This is a genomic window from Alcaligenes sp. Me129 (assembly GCF_050487245.1).
In the GTDB taxonomy this organism is placed as follows: Bacteria; Pseudomonadota; Gammaproteobacteria; order Burkholderiales; family Burkholderiaceae_B; genus Alcaligenes; species Alcaligenes phenolicus.
Genome location: NZ_JBKQGX010000001.1, coordinates 138,244 through 154,553, shown reverse-complemented (window position 1 = coordinate 154,553; position 16,310 = coordinate 138,244). Strand labels below are relative to the sequence as shown.

Here is a 16,310-nt window from a genome sequence, read left to right as displayed (position 1 = left end):
GCCAGCATACACAGGCACAGTCCAGTACAGTTTTAAAAAACTGTACTGCTTACCAGACCCGTACACCGTGCCCGAGCCCGCCCCATGTCTGCTTTGACCCGTATCGACCACATCATGCAATCCGTACGTGAACGCATCGCGGCACGGACCTACCCGCCCGGCACCCGCCTGCCGTCCGTACGCGCACAAGCAAAATCAGCAGGCATGTCGGTGTCCACAATTGTCGAAGCCTATGGCAGGCTGGCCGCCGAAGGTCTGATCGAGGCTCGCGCGGGTTCCGGCTTTTATGTGACGGCTCCTTTGGCTCCACTCAGCTTGGCCGCCCTGGAACCAGCTCTGGAAAAGGATATCGATCCTTTATGGATCTCGCGCCAATCTCTGGAAGCCGAGGCCGATGTCTTGATGCCCGGCTGCGGCTGGCTGCCCTCGGACTGGATGTATGCCCAAGGAGTGCGCCGCGGTTTACGCAAGGCGGCCCGTAGCCCCAGCGCGGACTTGACGGACTATGGCTCACCTCTGGGTCTGGAGCCCTTGCGACAAATGCTGGCCCGTCGTCTCGTGCAGTCCGAAATAGATGCTGCCCCGCATCACATCATGCTGACCGACTCGGGCACCCAAGCTATTGACCTGCTTTGTCGCTTCTTTCTGGAGCCGGGCGATACAGTTTTGGTAGACGACCCCTGCTACTTCAATTTCCATGCTCTGCTGCGAGCGCATCGGGCCAAAATCGCCAGCGTGCCCTACACCCGTCAGGGCCCTGATCTGGCGGCCTTTGAGGCTGCCGTTAAAGAACACAAACCCCGCCTGTACATCACCAATTCAGGCATACACAATCCAACCGGCGCACGTCTTTCGGCCATGACCGCCCATAGCGTGCTGGCCATGGCGCAACGTGCCGACCTCTACATTATTGAGGACGATATTTTCGGGGATCTGGAAACCCGACCCGCCACCCGGCTGGCCGCGCTGGATGGCCTGTCCCGCGTAGTGCAGATAGGCAGTTTCTCCAAAACGCTGTCGGCCGCCTTGCGCTGCGGTTATATCGCAGCCCAGACTCCATGGATCGAGAGCCTGGTCGACTTGCGTACCGCCACCAGTTTCAGCAGCAACCGCCTGGCCTCACATATTCTGAACAGCGCGCTTGGCGACAGCGGCTATCGCAAACATCTGGAACGAGTTCGATACCGGCTCTCCAAAGCCATGGATCATGCCGTGACACAGCTGGAGCAACTTGGCCTGACGCCATGGCTGCGCCCCCGCGAGGGCATGTTTCTCTGGGTCCGTCTGCCGGCCGGACATGATGCCTTGACGTTGACACGCGCCTGTCTACCCCATGGCATCGTGCTGGCCCCTGGCCCTGTTTTTAGCCAAGCCCCTGATGCTGCCCAGTTTCTGCGTTTCAACGTCGCTCACTGCGGGGACAAACGCGTCTTCAGCGTCCTGAAACGGGCTCTGAACAAAGAGTTGTCTGTTTAAAGCATCAAGGAATTTCAGACCTTCCGCTTGAACGTCCCACATCGGTGTCCTGGTCGCGGCCAGAGGATTACAATCGGCTCTGTTATGCGGCCCATGCGGACCGCCGCCACCGATCCCATTCCCATGTCCCCCAAAGACTTACGCGATTTATTCCTGCTGGCCGCCATCTGGGGCGGCTCGTTTTTATTTACGCTGCAAGCGGTCCCCGACTTTGGCCCCTTTCCCCTGACCGCCATACGGGTCGGTGTCAGCGCCCTGGCCTTGATGAGCTACATCACCGTCACCGGACGCTTACCCATCTTTCTGGCGAACTGGAAACCCATCTTTGCCCTGGGCATTCTGAATGCCGCCGTGCCCTTCTCCTTATACGCCTTCGCAGCCTTGCGACTGGAGTCGGGCTTGCTGGCCGTCCTGAATGCCATGGCTCCCTTGTTCGGTGCACTGGTTGCCCGCGTCTGGCTAAAAGAGCGCCTGACACCCAGCCGCATTCTGGGCCTGTGTTTGGGCTTCCTGGGCATTCTGATTCTGGTATACGACAAGCTCAGCTTCAATAAAGGGGCCGAGGGCTGGGCCGTGCTGGCGTCTTTGCTGGCCACGGTGTTTTACGGTATTGCTGCCAACTTTACCGCCCGCTATCTGCGCGGCGTACAGCCCCAGGCGGTAGCAGCAGGCAGCATGGTCAGCGCAACATTGATTCTGTTGCCAGCAGCCATTTACTGGTGGCCCGCACAGTTTCCGGGCCTGCATGCCTGGGGTGCTGCGCTGTCCTTATCCTTGCTGTGTACAGCGGTCGCCTACCTGATTTTTTACCGCCTGCTGTCCAATGTTGGCCCCTCCAAAACCATTACAGTGACCTTTTTGGTGCCACCTTTTGGAGTGTTGTGGGGTGCCTTGCTGCTGGACGAGGCCCTGACTGCGCAGATGCTGATCGGTATGAGTACCGTTCTGTTTGGCACCTTGCTGGCCACTGGGCTGATCGGCAAGCACAAGGCGGCGTAAGTCAGTTACGCCGCCTTCGAGCGTCTTCGTTCTCGGTTCTCGGTTCTCGGTTCTCGGTTCTCGGTTCTCGGTTCTCGGTTCTCGGTTCTCGGTTCTCGGTTCTCGCAGCCTATTTGAACTCGTGACTGACGCTGGCCGTCTTTCCTGAGCGCACTCGAATTGTTGTGCTGAACTCTGGCAATCCCGCATTCTTGACAACAATGCGGTGCGAGCCTGGCGCCAGTGACAAGGACTTCAAAGGCGGGCTGACACCTTGCTTTCGGCCATTCACATAGACCTCCCCCCAAGGCCGTATATCCAGGGCGATTGTGCCCTTGGCAGGTGGCGCAGGCTTGGCAGCGACCGGCTCCAGTTGTTCCACATGATCGACTTGCGCGGAAGGCTCAGAGGAGTCAGTTTGCGTGCTTGCGGCCACCCCTGATGCAGTGGCCGTAGCAGTCCCGGTAATTCCCATTGCTCCGGCACTTCCCGCAGCCCCGGTAGTTTCATTAACTCCGGAGGCGCCTGTTATTGCTGCTCCCCCTCCAGCGGCTCCGGCTGTTCCGGCTGTTCCGGCTGTTCCGGCTGTTCCGGCTGTTCCGGCTGTTCCGGCTGTTCCGGCAGCATGATCGGCCAAAACCAGGCGAGCTGCATCATCCGATGTGTTTTGTGTTTGAACTGGCAAAGCAGGCTGCAAAGCTCCCGACTCGACCAGCAGTTTCAACTCCGGTGTTGTCGCGGCTTGCGAGCTCGAAGCCTGGGCTAATTGCTGCCCTGCCACCAAGTCATTTTGTGCACCTGTCGACTGCGACCCAAGCTGATCTGATCCTGCCTCCAAAGGCTGCCCCGATTGAGGTGCAGACGCCCCCCCTGCCCCCAAAACAGCTACATCATTCGGCTTGGACTCCCCAGCCGCCACCAGCCCGCCCTGCAACTCCGACGTGATTGACCCCGGTCCCGGCCTTGATGTGGACTCCTCAGGCGTGTCGCCCACCACCGCCGGACGATTGGCATCAGACGAAGCAACAGCAGGCCCGGAAGTATCGCCATCACCGCTCCAATACGCCGCCCCCAGCCCTGCCAGAACGACTACTGCCAAGCCCGCCAGCCACAATGGCAAGGAAGGCCGGCGTTCAGGCGTAATCGGCAGCACAGTTTGCGCAGCGGGAGCATGTGCGGGCACAGGCTCTGGCACTTGCCCCAATCGTTCCAGCCTTCGGTAAGAAGCCATGGACTGAGGCCGCTGCACCCAGTCAAGGGCCAGCCCCTGCAACATGGCCTGCGTCGGACCGTCCGCGTCCTCGTCCATCACCACAGGATCTTTCAACTGCCGCCAAGGGGCGGCCATCAGAGGAAAGCCCGTTGTCAGTTGCCAGCGCAAGGCCGCATAAGCGTAGACATCCGTCCAGGGACCGGCAGGCCGCACAGGATCATCCACATATTGCTCGGGGGCCGCGCAAGGCTCATCAAAGGCCATACCCTGAGCACGCGCCTGTGCCAGACTGCGCTTGTGCATGTTCTGCTCCAGCGGCAATAACTGAACCAGACCTTCATCACTCAAAACCACCGTATCCATCCCCAGCGCGCCATACCATTCCTGGCTCTCATGCAGCTCGGCCAGTTGCAAAGCCAATTGATCCAGAATCACCAGCCGTTGGTCCAGCAGCAAAGAGTCCAGAATCTGCCCCAAAGGGCGACCTTGAATATCCTTGGCAGAGTTTGTACGTTTCATGAGGGATCTCACCATGGTTGATAGGCGCGGTTTGCTGCATCTGCCGCTGTTGCCGACACGAACAAGCGCCGAAACAGGGCCAGACTTAGCTCGCCACTGTGTGTCACGCTACGCCAGCTAGGATTGTTCATGCCCAGGCACCACCAGTAACTACGGTGGGAGCCGGGCTCCAGACAAGGCTGCAGGACAGCCCACGGGTCTTGTGGCACAGACGGCGCACGAGAGCCGTACAAAACATCCAGAATGTCCTGCCCGGCATCACGCTGCTCGGACTGGGCGGCGGCACTCTCCGCCAGCAAACCGGCATAAGGCACGGCACTACACAAAGTCTGATCCAACTGGGTTGCCGCCCAGCAAAACCGCACCCCTTGCTGCAAGGACAGGCCCAATTGCTCAACCATATTGGCCAGTACAGGCAGACGGACACGCCGACATTGCTCGGCATTCAAAGGCACCAAAGCGCACACCAGATACTCGCGCCCAACCCGGTCCTGACTGGGCATGACCGCCCCTGCTTGCACACCCCCATGCGGCAAGGACATCAGAAATCCCCAGGCATGGACGGGCGAGCTGGGCATATTGGCTCCAGCCGTCTTGCTGGGCGAACGAATCTGGCTGACACCACTGCTGAACCAGCGCTCCCACGGCAACAAAATCGGCTCGGGCATACGTCTGCGCACAAAGTCCCCCATGGCCGGAATCTTGCCGTACCACATCACCTCCGGGCTGGAGTCGAAATCATCCTGGCGCATCTCAATGGCTCCCCGGGCAGCTAAACCCTCTCATCTCCGCCAAACGCCACGGATTCCTGGAGCTATTGGCCACCACATCCACCACAAACTGACTACTCCCCAAAGCAAAAGACAAGCGCTGTGCCCCAGCAGACGCACCCGATACAGGCTGTGCCTTGTCCAGCAATCGCAACAACGCCCAGGCACCTGTCGCCCTCATCCCTGACCCTTCGGATTGTGGCTGTGCCTCCAGACTGACCTGACGCCCCCCGCGCGGCCCCGGCCACTGCACCCCCATGGCGACCTGCGGGCCATGGGCATAACGCAGCACCTGGCCATCCACATCCAGCAGCACTTGCGACAGTTCTGCATCCAGCTGAACCGGGGTGAACGCCATATCAATACGCGGTTGATTACTGCCTGCCGGGAAGAACACATCCCGAATCACAGCCGCACGCTGAAACGCATCCAGATAACGGAAGTTGGCCGCTGCCTGCCCATCTATGCCCGGTTTGAAACGCCAGCGCCCACCTGACATATCCACCTGGTGCATCAGATGCTCTTGAAAAAAGGCATCCATCAAGCCACCCGGCGCAAACATGCGGGCAAAATCGTTAGGTGCGACATCCTGCCTGGATTGAGCGGCGAAGGGATAACGCCCCGCAATCGCACTACGGCAAAACTGACCAATAGTGGCGTTTACCAACTGCCCCAAACTGGCTTGAGTCCGCGACGCGATCTCAGCAGAAGCACCTACCGAAAACTGATCCAGCGCATCACGTAAAGGCCCAGGCAACCGACCTGCCTCTGCCTGCAACTTGGTCAAGACATTGGACTGCGGCGGTGTACCCGCGCTGCGCAGAGCAGCATCCGAGGAGGTCAAAAAAGCATAGAACTCATCCAGCAACTCCAGGGTGCCATCAATAGGCGCTGGTGCCCCGCCACTACTGGAAGCCAGGCGGTGATAAGGCTCGAAGTGCTGATCCACGATGGCCTCTACCTGCTTGGCCTGAGGCTCATTACGACGACTACCCTCCAACCCGACCGGGCCAAACATCTGCTCCAGCGCCTGCCGGGTATCGTCCAGCCGCACTTTGGCTTGTGCCCCCAAAGAGGCCCCCTGCTGCGCATCCTCTCGCAACAGACGAGTTTGCAAAGCCACCTGCTGGACCAACTGCTTCAAGGGAGAATCGGCCATGGACAGGGTGCGGGCCAGCTGAATGTTTTCCAGCAAGCTGCCGCCTTGCAACAGGCGCAAGTCAGCCAGATACTCATCCCACACACGCACATAATCCAGCAGATACAGACGACGCAGCTCCTGGCTTGCCGCACGACGCGCCGCCTCGGACTGTCCGGCTCCCGTATCCAGCCCCAGAATCCAGCGATCATCCTCACGCATCTGCTGCAACTCGCTGTCGATGCGTGGCTCAACCACGGTCCAGTAACCCTCGTAGGTGTACAGACCGTCTACCCCTTCGGTTAGCGGTTTACCGCTTTCACGCTTGAACACAGAGGCCGCGTACGGCCCGGCCATGCCTGCAACAGACATGGGCATCAGTCCAGGTGTGGCCGCCAGAATGCGGCGCATGCGACTGTATGTGCGTTGCTCCAGGCTGATACGCGCCAGACGCTCCCGGCTTTGTTCAATCAGGGCTTCATTGCGCGGGAAGGGATTGAGCAACAAGCCCGCCTGTGTCACGGCACGAACATGGCTCTCCAGCCTGTCGTATTGCGACTGGGTAAAGCCTGCCGGCAAGTCCTGCTTCAAACTGCCCAGCAGCCAGGTCTGCAAATGGGCCGCGTCATAACGTCGCGTGTCGTACAACATCAGATAGGCGCGAAGGGCCTCGTAGCCGTACTCCAGGTCCTGCGCCTGCTCGCTGCGCAACACGGTTTCGATACGACGCGCCAGCAAGGGGGCCAGCAGTTTTTCTAAGGCGTGTTGATAAACGGTATCGGCGGCGGCCTTCATCTTGTCGCCCTGATACAGGCCTATGCGCCGCTCCAGACCGGGCGCATCCAAGGGAAACTGATCGCTTTGCGGTAGCAGCGACAACATATCCAGCAAAGGCAGCAAGCCGACCGCCGGTGTGGTATCCAGCACCTGTGTTTGGTCCGCCTGTTGCTGAGCCTGCGGAACACGTCCTTCAACCTGCTCCACATAGCTGCGGTTCAACAGAAAGCTGCGACTCCAGGCCAGCCCCAGTAGCAACACACCCACCGCCACCAGACCGTAGACCAGAAAATGACGCAAGCGCACGCGGCGCTCCCAGCGCTCGTCGCGGCCTGCAACACCGGCCTCCTGAAAGATCAGCTCTTTCAGCAGCTGGGTCAGAAAATAGCTGCGGCCCTGACCGGCCACCGGCTGCGCTTGATCCGCCTGCACATCCACTTCCAGATACTCGCGCATGGAGTCCCGCACCTGATCCAGACGCACACCTCCTTGCCGACCACTGGTGAAGTACACGCCGCGCAGCAACAGTGGTGCCTCGAAGCGGGACTGGCTAAACACCTGTTCCAGAAACTCCTCCAGCACCGGCCCCAGGCGAGCAAACTGTTGTGGCAGCAGATAGGCTTCGGCACGCACGCTTTCGTTGGGCTGCTCGGCCATCACGGCCGCCAGACCACGCTCCAGGCGTTGATGCAAGGCCTCATACTCGCGCCCATAGGTATGCGACAAGGAAAATCCCGCTTCGCGCGAGCTTTCATAAGGCAAGGTGAAGCCCCAGACCTGCTCCAGCTCCTGACGATCACAATGGTCGAAATACTCCTGAAAGCCCTGGAGCAAATCCATTTTGGTGACCAGCACATAGATAGGAAACTGAATCCCCAAACGCTCGCGCAATTCGGCCAGGCGCTGGCGCAAGACCTGCGCATGATCGTGACGTTGCGCGGCCGTGCTGGACAACAAATCTGGCACGCTGATAGTCAGCAAAGTGCCATTTATCGGCTGCCTGCGGCGATAGCGCTTGAGCAGGCCCAGGAAACCACGCCATTCCTGCTCATCTCCTACCGGATCACTTTCATGCGTGGTGTAGCGTCCTGCCGTATCCAGCAGGACGGCTTCGTCAGTAAACCACCAGTCGCAATTGCGCGTGCCCCCTACACCTCGCAGCGACGTTTTTCCGTAGCGCTCCGACAAGGGAAACTGCAAGCCGGAATTGACCAGCGCCGTGGTTTTGCCCGCTCCGGGTGCCCCGATAAAGACATACCAGGGCAATTGATACACGTACTGGCGCGACAGCAAGGAGCGCAAACGTCCGCCCATATGCGAACCAAAGCGAATCCGCTTGAGCAGTTCGATGGCCTCATCAAACTGGCTTTGCAAAGGATGCGGCGTAGCCGTATTGCTCGATGCTGATGCCTTCTGCGCCGGGCGGCTTAATTGGCCTAGCAACTGCGCGTTCAAGCGGCCTTCACGCCAGCTGCGCCACAACAAGCGCAGCAACCAGAACACCACCACCACAGCCATCGCAATCCAGCGCGACAGCTCGGTTTCCAATGGCCGGGTTTGGCCAATCGCCAACAAAGGCCCCAGCAACCAGATCAGCACCAGCAGGATCAGCACACCCACAAAGGTCCAGACGCTGCGGCTGAAGACCAGACTCAAAAGACGTGTCATTGCCCGGCCTCCTTGCTCAAGGGCACAATCGTGATTTCTACCCGACGGTTTTGTGCCCGACCTTGAGCAGTACCGTTATCGGCCACAGGTGCAGCATCGGCCCGGCCTTGGGCACGCACACGTTCAGGCTGACTCAAGCGCTCCTGCAAGACGGCCTTGACTGAATCGGCACGAGCCTGCGAGAGATGAAAATTGGAAGGAAAGCGCACACTGCGTATGGGGACGTTATCGGTATAGCCATCCACCAGTACCAGGCCCGGTGCAGCTTCAACGGCATCCGCAATACGAGCAATGACAGGGAGCAGCGGCGCACGGATCTGGTCGGCTCCTGAGTCGAACAGACCGTCGCCTCGCAAGATAATGACGCTGCGATCGGCCTGATCTCGGACGGTCAGCAGGCCCTCGGCCACCTCGGGGGCCAGCAGCTCTGCCAAGGCCAAGGGTGCCTGCGGCGCAACGCCACTGGACGGCGGCTGGCCCTGTGTCTGCAAGGCCGGCAGGCGCAAAGCCACAATGTCCTCGAAAGCCCGATCAGACTGCCGGTTCAGCAACAGACTGGTACCCAGATACATCAACAAGCACAGCAGCAAGGCCACACAAACGGCCACCCAGATAGGCACAGGCAAAGGCTTGCCAACTTTCTGCGCCGGGTTGTCGCGCCAATGCGGGGACAGAGCGGCTGGTACCGTCTGCCCATACTGGCGCAAGCTCATGTACAGCCGTTGGCGCACGGTTTCCAGCTGGCTGGCGCCCTGCTCATGCACGCGATAGCGGCCTTGAAAACCCAAAGCCAGGCAAAAGTACATCAGCTCCAGCAACTGCAAATGCGCCGCCGGGCTTTGCATCAACTTGTCCAGAAGCTGAAAGAACTTCTCCCCGCCCCAGGTTTCATTATGAAAAGTGACCAGCAAGGTGTGCGAGGACCAGACTCCAGCCTGCCCCCAAGGGGTTAGCGCAGCCGCCTCATCCAAGGTCGTGCACAGGCAATAACGAGCCGCCAAAATGGTTTCATTGGCCACGGGCACGGCCTGTGCGCGCAACTCAAATTGACGGATTTCAGCCACCAGCTTGGCACGCAGACCTGCCGGGTCTGCATGTCGGGCGCTGCGGCGTATATCGGACACCATCACCAGCAAAGGGTTGGCGGCCTCCAACAGGGGATTGGCCCCCTGCGGAACAAAGCGCGGCGCATCCGCCCGCGATCGGCGCTCGTCCGGGACCGGGCCGTTACTCCAGGAAACTGTCTCATTCATAGCCATGCTCCGGATCAGCGGCGTATCGCCCAAAACTCAAGTTGCAGGCCAGGAAAGTCTCCGGCCAAATGCAGGGCTAATGCGCCGTTCTGCTCCAGCTGACGCCACAGCTCGCCGCCTTTTTCCAGCTCGAAGTAGGTGAATCCTGCGTGATACGGCAAGGCTCGTGGCGCGACAGACAAAGGCTGCAAACCGATGCCCGGCAATTGCAGATGCACCAGATCGCGGATGCGTTCTACCGGCCCCAATTTCACCTGTGCCGCAAAATGCTGCCGCACGGTTTGGGCGGGCAAATCGGCCTGCACGGCCAACACAAAACCCGCCTGCCGCAAGAGCGCACGATCCGCAATCTGGGCCAGACGTACGCCCTGCCCCTTGTCCTCCAGCGCAATCGACACGGCCTGCTGCTCCAGGACCACGGACAAGGCACGGCGCAACTCCAGCACCAGCGGCAAAAAGGACTGGGCCAGATCGTCATGCTGATAGGAAGGCCAGATCAGCGGCTGACGCCCGTCCTGGGTGTAGGTAGCCAAAGCACCATGTAATTCCATCCAGGCCTGATACAGCTCGCCAGGATGTACGTGTACGCGCTGCTCCATGGCCCACAAGGCAGCCCGATAGCGATTGACCAGCTCCAGCATCATGAAGTCGGCTACATCGCCCTGCCCGCGCCCTCCCGGCCCCAGACGTTCTGCCAAAGCTTGGGCACGGGCCTGCAATAACGCCTGTACATCCGCGCTTAGAGCACTTAGCCGGGCATGGGCCTGAATGGACAAGATAGGGGGAATGAAATCCGGGTCCAACACCAGCGATCGGTCGGGTCCGCGCTCCAGAATGCGGGCCACGGGCATGGCAACACTGTCTTCATACACCTCGGATTCGGGCAGCAAAACAGGCTGCAAACGCCCCAGCTGCGACAGGCAGGGTTCAGGTGACAAACCACTGCTGTCATACAGATCCTGCTCGCTGACCACATAACGCGAACGACGCGAGCTGTGCCCATCAAACTGAATCTCTGCCCGCCCGGCCTGACGACGAGGCAGCACCAGCATCAGACGCTCGGGACGCACCACTTCGGGGGCTGTCCAGGCCACAATCTGCATCGCTCCCGGCCTGCAATCAAAGGGCGTGCCATCCGGCAACAAACCGCGCGCTTCGCGCAATGCGACACTGCCCATACTCAGGGCCTGTTCGTCCAGACTCAAGGTTTCAAAGCCCCAGCAAAACGGCTGCGCAGCCCGCCTTCCGGCGTGGGCATAGTGCTCCAGATAGCGCTCCATCTGCTGAAAATGCTGAGGCCGTAAAAACAGCCCTTCGGTCCAAATGACTTTATCCATTGAAATAATCCGTTCCACGCCCATCAATTAACGACATGAATGGCGTTCTTGCGTAATTGCAGACTGACCTGGACGGCGTCCGGGGCCGACTGCCAGAACTTGTAGATATTGGTGGTGCGCGACTCGGGCAGCGGCAAGAGGACACGCCACACACTGGCATCCAGCTCGCGATACCCTACGACCACGCCAACAGCAGTGGCTTGCAAATCGCCTGGCCTTTTGAAGGTATGAGTCTGGCCGGGGCGCAGCACGATCTGCTCCACATTGAGCAGATCCGCCTGCAAGGCTTGTTGCGGGTCAGACTGCAAGGCAAAGAAGTCCCGGGATTCAAAGGTGCTGCCCGAGCGCAGCTCGAACACAAACACCTGTACCGGGGAGGGCCGACCCGTGGCATCCGGGTTGAGCTGTTCATCCGCAGTCAGAACAATCTCGTAGGGCACGGCCATGCGACTGGAGGTGGACGCACACGAGGCCAGCAAACCCAGCATCAGCAGCGAACACACACGAAGCAATCGGCGAACGGTCACGATGTCTCCTTGAATGGCAATGCGCCCCATCTAAAAGCATGAATGCGACAACTTTGTTAAGGACACGGGGTGTTTCGGTGCTTACCCTTGCGCAACAACTCTTACAAAACCGTCCGCGTCATGTCATGTGGCTGTCTTTTTCCTTTCCTAGTCTTGAGGGCAAGTACAACTTTTCTTTTTCCTGCCATGTATTTACCTGCCCGCCTGATCGTTCCGGCTCTGGCCCTTTTACTGACAGCCTGCGCCCAAACCCAGAACAAGCCAGTGGCTGTTTTCAGCCCAACTGCCGAAGCTGAACTGGAGCAAATACGCTCTGCCTTTAATGAAGGCGACTACAGCACCGTGATCCGGCAAGTGGGCCGCTCCAGCACCCTGCCTGCTGCCGCACCCAATCAATACAGCGAAGCCTTGAAACTGCAGGCCTTCAGCTTTTGCGTACGCGACTACACTTTTTTGTGTGAAGAGCGTTTCAAGCAGGCACGGGCTGTAGACCCTGGCTTTACCCTGGCCCAGGCCGAGCGCGGTCACCCCACCTGGGGCCCGGTGTATGAAAAAGTGGCAGGAGCACAGCCATGAGCACAGCTGTAGATTGGCGTTTGCAAGCAGAGTCCGGCGGAGCCCCGCGCCCTGTTCCTGAACCCGGTCTGGTCTGCGGTTCCTGGACTCAGGCTGATCTGGTTTTGCCCGATAACAATCAGACGCCGCCCGTGCTGTCTTACCTGCGTCGCCAGCACGATGTGCTGACGATTCAACGAGCTAGCGCAGACGGTCAGGTCGCCGTGAATGGCATCGAGTTGGCACTGGCACAGGTCAAGACCTTGCAGAATGGGGACCGCCTGACCTTGGGGGAAATGCACTACCGGGTGGAATCGGGAGTCAGCCCCGTCACACAGGATGAAACGCCTTTGGCAGCTGCGCCGGCGGCCGATCCTTTCGCAGATCTGCATGTTCCCGGCATGGTCCCGGTCGGTGGTCCCATGCCTGCGCCCTCGGACAAGCACCCCTTCGATACAGCAGCCAAACCAGCCAGCTCACCCAGCACCGACAGCACCATTCCGGCAGCCAGTTGGCAGCCAGAGTTGGGTCGCGCCCCGGAGTGGGTCAGCACCTTGTCCGATAAGGAAAATGAGTTCGATCTTTTGCAGGGAATGCGTCAGGCCTAAGCCTTAGCTGCGCGGATCTTGCCAATCTGGACGGCTGTCCAGAAACAGGCACAGATCCGCTTTGTCCTGTGTGCCGGGCCGGCCCAGCCAGGTTTCCTGACCCAGGCCCAAGCCCGCCCCCAAACCCAGATCAGGCTGTTCGCTGGCTTGCAGCACCAGTTGCAACTGAACCGACCACTCCAAGCCCAGATACAAAGCCAGGCAATAGCGCAATTGCCGCCAGGCCGGACGACCTGGCAAGAAGCGGCCATAGTCCTGCCGACTCAAAGGGCCAATCCGTATTCGTATGGTTTGCTGCACGTCCAGAATACGTGCACCCAGAACGGAATTTTTCCCTAGCCCCGAACAACTGCGACCCAGGCTGACCTGGGTTTGATCATCTAGCGACACCCACACAGGCACGTTCTGCTGAATGCTGACGGGCAATTGGAAATAGCTGGCCAGAAGCGATTGCAGAGCAGGCGCACTACGGGTTTGAGACGCCAGCGCGGGTGCCTGAAAATGGACCGCATGGTCGCTCATGGGAGCCGATTCGCTCGGGCTCCCGACTCCGACCAGGCTGGCCAGCCAGCGCGTAAAACCATCCTGATCATGTTCCAGATCACAAACCGCTTGCGCTTGTGCCCAGGCTCTGAAAAACAGTAAAAAAAGACGGTGGTGAAACTGGTCCAGAAAGGCCACACCAGCACGGTCACCAAAGTTGCGACTACGCTGAAAAAAGTACTCCGTCATGTGCAGCGGCAAAGGGCCATTGGGCCCCCACAAACCAAAGCCCTGCACATCCAGATGCAGTTGTTCATCGTCCCAACGAGCGGTTTGCACACTGGAGGCCGCAAAAGCCAAACTAGGCGGCTGGCCTACCCGCACATTTTCTTGGCGAGGCGTAGGCGCGGTTCCCAAACGAGGTTGGCCCTGGGCGGCTTGCAAGGCATCGACGGCCCGCAAAACCCGAAACAGATCATGGCCATAAGGCCATTGCTGAATGATACGGCCCAGCTCTTCCAAAGAAGCCTGGGGCTTTAGCTGTTCCTGCTCGGCCCGGTTCACAGCACCGCCCGCGTACCTGCTTGCGGCCCCCACGCTCCCAGTTCCACCCCTGTCTCGGAACGAAACTGGGTAGAGACAAAACTGTTCAGGCTGACATGACGAGCCAGATAACGACTGAGCACGGCGGCCAGAACAAAAGGACGACCGCCGGGAAAACCGCTTTGGTCCAGCGTGACCTCAAAATGCACGCCACGCGCCATCACCAAGGGCCCTGGCACCGGCATGGCCCTCTGCACAGGCCGCGCCTGCACCGCCACAATGGAGGCCAATTGACGCAAGGCACCGGCATCCGCGCTGTCCACATGCGGGGCCAGCAAGGCACGCCAGCGACCTGCTGCCTGCTTAGGGTCGGACTGGGCCACACCCAACTGGGCCAGACTCATCTGCGAAATCAAGTCCCAGGCCTGACGGCCGCCGGTTGATGCGGCTCGCGGACGGGTCAACCCTCCCAATAAACTGACACCGGCCACGGGCGCCGAGACTTGCAGGCTGAAGTCAGACTCGGGCGAGCGCGGCAGCAGCAAGGGCAAATCACGGTTGCTGCACCAGGCTGTGACACTGATCTGACTCATGCCGAAAAACTCGGACTGCTCGTGCTGATTCACCAGCGATAAATACACTTCGCTACCGCCATAACTGCTGCGGCCACCCCAGCGTTTCTGGGTATCAGACACGACACGCGGTTCGCGTCGCACAGTGTAGTAACTGCCATAGCGTCCTGCATCCTGCGCCGTGCTGGCATACAAGGGTCGAAACAGCACATCGTCTGTTCCTTGTCGGCCATGTCCTTGCACTTGCTCCATCAAGCAAACTTCAAAGTCCATGGGACGCGTTCTGTCCATGACCACATGATGATCTGTTGCCTGTGGGCGCAAGGCCATGCGTTCACTGCGTCGACGAAATAAATTCACGACAGGCGTGCAATACAAACGCACATGGCCAGGGCCAACGCGTGCCGCCAGATCGGGCCAAGCCTGCTTAAGGACAATATGCAGGCTCCAGCGGCGGCTTTTTCGCTCCTGCGCACGTCCTCTGGCGATAGCTGCTTGCAGACCACGCAGCCGTACAAAAGCAAAACGGCCCGGCAAGGCGAAATACTCCCGCAGCAAGCGATGGCCGGAGAACTCGTGAGACACCATGGGCAAGATGGCTTGATCATCTTCCAGGCCATCGTGTGTCAGACAAGCAGACGTAGCCAGGAATTGTGGGGCCTCGTCCTCCATTTGGATGAACACCCCCAACGCCTGCCGCAGCAAGGCATCCAGCAGCAAGCTGCTGTCAGATTCCGGGCCGTCCAGATGCAGGCTAAGCTCATCCAGAGCCAGCTCCTCCAGTGTCAAACCGCCATGCACCGTGAAGTCCAGTTTCAAGGCCGAACGAGCTTGCGCGGCCTGCCGGCTACCTAAAGCCGCCAGGGGCAGATCAGCTGCTACATCGCCTAAACGTACCTGCGACAAGCTCATGGGCCACAAGTCCACGGCATGGCAAGTAGAAAACTCGCAGGCGGTTTGTTCTCCGGCCGGAATACGGGAGCGCAAGGCGGTGTGGCGCGGCATGGTAAAGCCTTTGGCCAGAGCACCTTCGCTCATGCTGGGACGAAACTGCACCAGTCCCATGCTGGGGGTGGGCATCAACCAGGAAGGCTGAATCACATCCAGCAACTGCTGGCTAAGACGGGGAAATTCCGCGTCCATCTTCATCTGAATGCGAGCCGTCAGAAAGCTGAATCCTTCCAGCAGACGCTCGACATACGGGTCAGCCACCGCCGTATCGTGCACGCCCAGACGGGCCGCCACTTTGGGGTAGGCTTGCGCAAACTCGGCTCCCAGCTCGCGCAGGTAAGCCAATTCACGGTTGTAGTAATGCAGCAGCTCCGGATTCATCCCGACGCGTAACTCTCTTCAAGGTCCAACTGCCCGCTTTCCAGATCAATACTGGTGCGCAGCAAGAATTCCTGCGGATACGGCTCGCACCAGACATGGCCCTGAATACGCAGGCTCAAGACGTTATGCAAATCGCGCTGAGCCCTGTGATCCAGACAATGCACTTGTAAGGTATCGGGCAAAATGCGAGGCTCGAAATGCAGGATGGCGGTACGCAGCGCTTCTTCCACATCCAGCCACTCCACCTCGCTCATGGTCTTGCCTGCCAGCGGGCTCATGCCGTAGTTCAGGCAGGAGCGGCGCACATGAGCCAAGGCCTGCATCAAGGGAGTAGCGCCCTGATTGGGTGTATTGAGCAAATGACCCAGATCGCGCAATACCGCCTGACGCATCTGGTACTGGCTCATGGGCTGAGGAGGCTCCCAGGTTTGATCGGGCCGCTCGTCGGTCAGCCTGTCCAGCAGACAAGGTTGCAAGCGATCCGCCTGGCCGCGCATCAGCGCGGCCCCGCGGCGTCCCGGTAAGCGAAAGCGGTCCATAGCGGCCCTGCCTGAAAACCCA

The 16,310-nt window shown here is 59.7% G+C and carries 13 protein-coding genes; 4 read left to right on the top strand and 9 right to left on the bottom strand.

Going from position 1 to position 16,310, the window contains the following annotated elements:
- Nucleotides 1-84 precede the first annotated feature (84 nt).
- Nucleotides 85-1,476, top strand: a complete 1,392-nt coding sequence (locus tag ACLPGZ_RS00745) for an aminotransferase-like domain-containing protein (RefSeq protein ID WP_239054823.1) — start codon at nucleotides 85-87, stop codon at nucleotides 1,474-1,476.
- A 93-nt stretch (nucleotides 1,477-1,569) separates the two neighbouring features.
- Nucleotides 1,570-2,475 carry a DMT family transporter gene (locus ACLPGZ_RS00740; RefSeq protein ID WP_429640929.1) on the top strand — a complete coding sequence of 302 codons (906 nt, stop codon included), beginning with the start codon at nucleotides 1,570-1,572 and terminating at the stop codon, nucleotides 2,473-2,475.
- Nucleotides 2,476-2,584: 109 nt separating this feature from the next.
- Here ACLPGZ_RS00740 and ACLPGZ_RS00735 read toward each other — a convergent pair whose 3' ends face one another.
- From ACLPGZ_RS00735 to tssJ, 6 genes are read right to left on the bottom strand one after another with little or no spacing between them, the layout of a single operon-like run.
- Nucleotides 2,585-4,186, bottom strand: coding sequence for a PEGA domain-containing protein (locus ACLPGZ_RS00735; protein WP_429640928.1), 1,602 nt, complete (start codon nucleotides 4,184-4,186; stop codon nucleotides 2,585-2,587).
- Nucleotides 4,187-4,194: 8 nt separating this feature from the next.
- Nucleotides 4,195-4,938 carry a type VI secretion system-associated protein TagF gene (tagF, locus tag ACLPGZ_RS00730; protein WP_115634528.1) on the bottom strand — a complete coding sequence of 248 codons (744 nt, stop codon included), beginning with the start codon at nucleotides 4,936-4,938 and terminating at the stop codon, nucleotides 4,195-4,197.
- A 1-nt stretch (nucleotide 4,939) separates the two neighbouring features.
- Nucleotides 4,940-8,539: a type VI secretion system membrane subunit TssM gene (gene tssM / locus ACLPGZ_RS00725; protein WP_429640927.1), complete on the bottom strand. Its 3,600-nt coding sequence runs from the start codon at nucleotides 8,537-8,539 to the stop codon at nucleotides 4,940-4,942.
- Nucleotides 8,536-9,792 (bottom strand): DotU family type VI secretion system protein, encoded by a 1,257-nt coding sequence (locus tag ACLPGZ_RS00720; RefSeq protein WP_429640926.1) that lies wholly within the window; start codon nucleotides 9,790-9,792, stop codon nucleotides 8,536-8,538. Before ACLPGZ_RS00720 ends, tssM begins: the two co-directional genes overlap by 4 nt.
- A 14-nt stretch (nucleotides 9,793-9,806) precedes the next feature.
- Complete coding sequence (gene tssK, locus ACLPGZ_RS00715) at nucleotides 9,807-11,129, bottom strand: type VI secretion system baseplate subunit TssK (protein ID WP_115634588.1); 1,323 nt, start codon at nucleotides 11,127-11,129, stop codon at nucleotides 9,807-9,809.
- A gap of 23 nt (nucleotides 11,130-11,152) precedes the next feature.
- On the bottom strand, nucleotides 11,153-11,656 hold the full coding sequence (gene tssJ / locus ACLPGZ_RS00710; protein ID WP_226348237.1) for a type VI secretion system lipoprotein TssJ: 504 nt from the start codon (nucleotides 11,654-11,656) through the stop codon (nucleotides 11,153-11,155).
- 186 nt (nucleotides 11,657-11,842) lie between these two features.
- Here tssJ and ACLPGZ_RS00705 point away from each other — a divergent pair, with 186 nt between their 5' ends.
- On the top strand, nucleotides 11,843-12,232 hold the full coding sequence (locus tag ACLPGZ_RS00705) for a TssQ family T6SS-associated lipoprotein (RefSeq protein ID WP_060185441.1): 390 nt from the start codon (nucleotides 11,843-11,845) through the stop codon (nucleotides 12,230-12,232).
- The gene (locus ACLPGZ_RS00700; protein ID WP_115634532.1) at nucleotides 12,229-12,819 is read left to right on the top strand and encodes an FHA domain-containing protein; all 591 of its coding nucleotides are present in this window, start codon (nucleotides 12,229-12,231) and stop codon (nucleotides 12,817-12,819) included. The genes ACLPGZ_RS00705 and ACLPGZ_RS00700 overlap by 4 nt, the downstream gene beginning before the upstream one ends.
- Before the next feature lie 3 nt (nucleotides 12,820-12,822).
- Here ACLPGZ_RS00700 and tssG read toward each other — a convergent pair whose 3' ends face one another.
- The 3 genes from tssG to tssE are packed head-to-tail and all read right to left on the bottom strand — an operon-like array spanning nucleotide 12,823 to nucleotide 16,288.
- Nucleotides 12,823-13,866, bottom strand: coding sequence for a type VI secretion system baseplate subunit TssG (gene tssG / locus ACLPGZ_RS00695; RefSeq protein ID WP_115634533.1), 1,044 nt, complete (start codon nucleotides 13,864-13,866; stop codon nucleotides 12,823-12,825).
- Nucleotides 13,863-15,749, bottom strand: a complete 1,887-nt coding sequence (tssF, locus tag ACLPGZ_RS00690) for a type VI secretion system baseplate subunit TssF (protein WP_115634534.1) — start codon at nucleotides 15,747-15,749, stop codon at nucleotides 13,863-13,865. The genes tssG and tssF overlap by 4 nt, the downstream gene beginning before the upstream one ends.
- Complete coding sequence (gene tssE / locus ACLPGZ_RS00685) at nucleotides 15,746-16,288, bottom strand: type VI secretion system baseplate subunit TssE (protein WP_021447237.1); 543 nt, start codon at nucleotides 16,286-16,288, stop codon at nucleotides 15,746-15,748. The genes tssF and tssE overlap by 4 nt, the downstream gene beginning before the upstream one ends.
- Nucleotides 16,289-16,310 lie beyond the last annotated feature (22 nt).

Bases quoted from the DNA above. Each gene is read 5' to 3' on its own strand.
- ACLPGZ_RS00745 (WP_239054823.1), top strand. From the start codon at position 85: ATGTCTGCTTTGACCCGTATCGACCACATCATGCAATCCGTACGTGAA.
- ACLPGZ_RS00740 (WP_429640929.1), top strand. From the start codon at position 1,570: ATGCGGACCGCCGCCACCGATCCCATTCCCATGTCCCCCAAAGACTTA.
- ACLPGZ_RS00735 (WP_429640928.1), bottom strand. From the start codon at position 4,186: ATGAAACGTACAAACTCTGCCAAGGATATTCAAGGTCGCCCTTTGGGG.
- tagF (WP_115634528.1), bottom strand. From the start codon at position 4,938: ATGCGCCAGGATGATTTCGACTCCAGCCCGGAGGTGATGTGGTACGGC.
- tssM (WP_429640927.1), bottom strand. From the start codon at position 8,539: ATGACACGTCTTTTGAGTCTGGTCTTCAGCCGCAGCGTCTGGACCTTT.
- ACLPGZ_RS00720 (WP_429640926.1), bottom strand. From the start codon at position 9,792: ATGAATGAGACAGTTTCCTGGAGTAACGGCCCGGTCCCGGACGAGCGC.
- tssK (WP_115634588.1), bottom strand. From the start codon at position 11,129: ATGGATAAAGTCATTTGGACCGAAGGGCTGTTTTTACGGCCTCAGCAT.
- ACLPGZ_RS00705 (WP_060185441.1), top strand. From the start codon at position 11,843: ATGTATTTACCTGCCCGCCTGATCGTTCCGGCTCTGGCCCTTTTACTG.
- ACLPGZ_RS00700 (WP_115634532.1), top strand. From the start codon at position 12,229: ATGAGCACAGCTGTAGATTGGCGTTTGCAAGCAGAGTCCGGCGGAGCC.
- tssF (WP_115634534.1), bottom strand. From the start codon at position 15,749: ATGAATCCGGAGCTGCTGCATTACTACAACCGTGAATTGGCTTACCTG.
- tssE (WP_021447237.1), bottom strand. From the start codon at position 16,288: ATGGACCGCTTTCGCTTACCGGGACGCCGCGGGGCCGCGCTGATGCGC.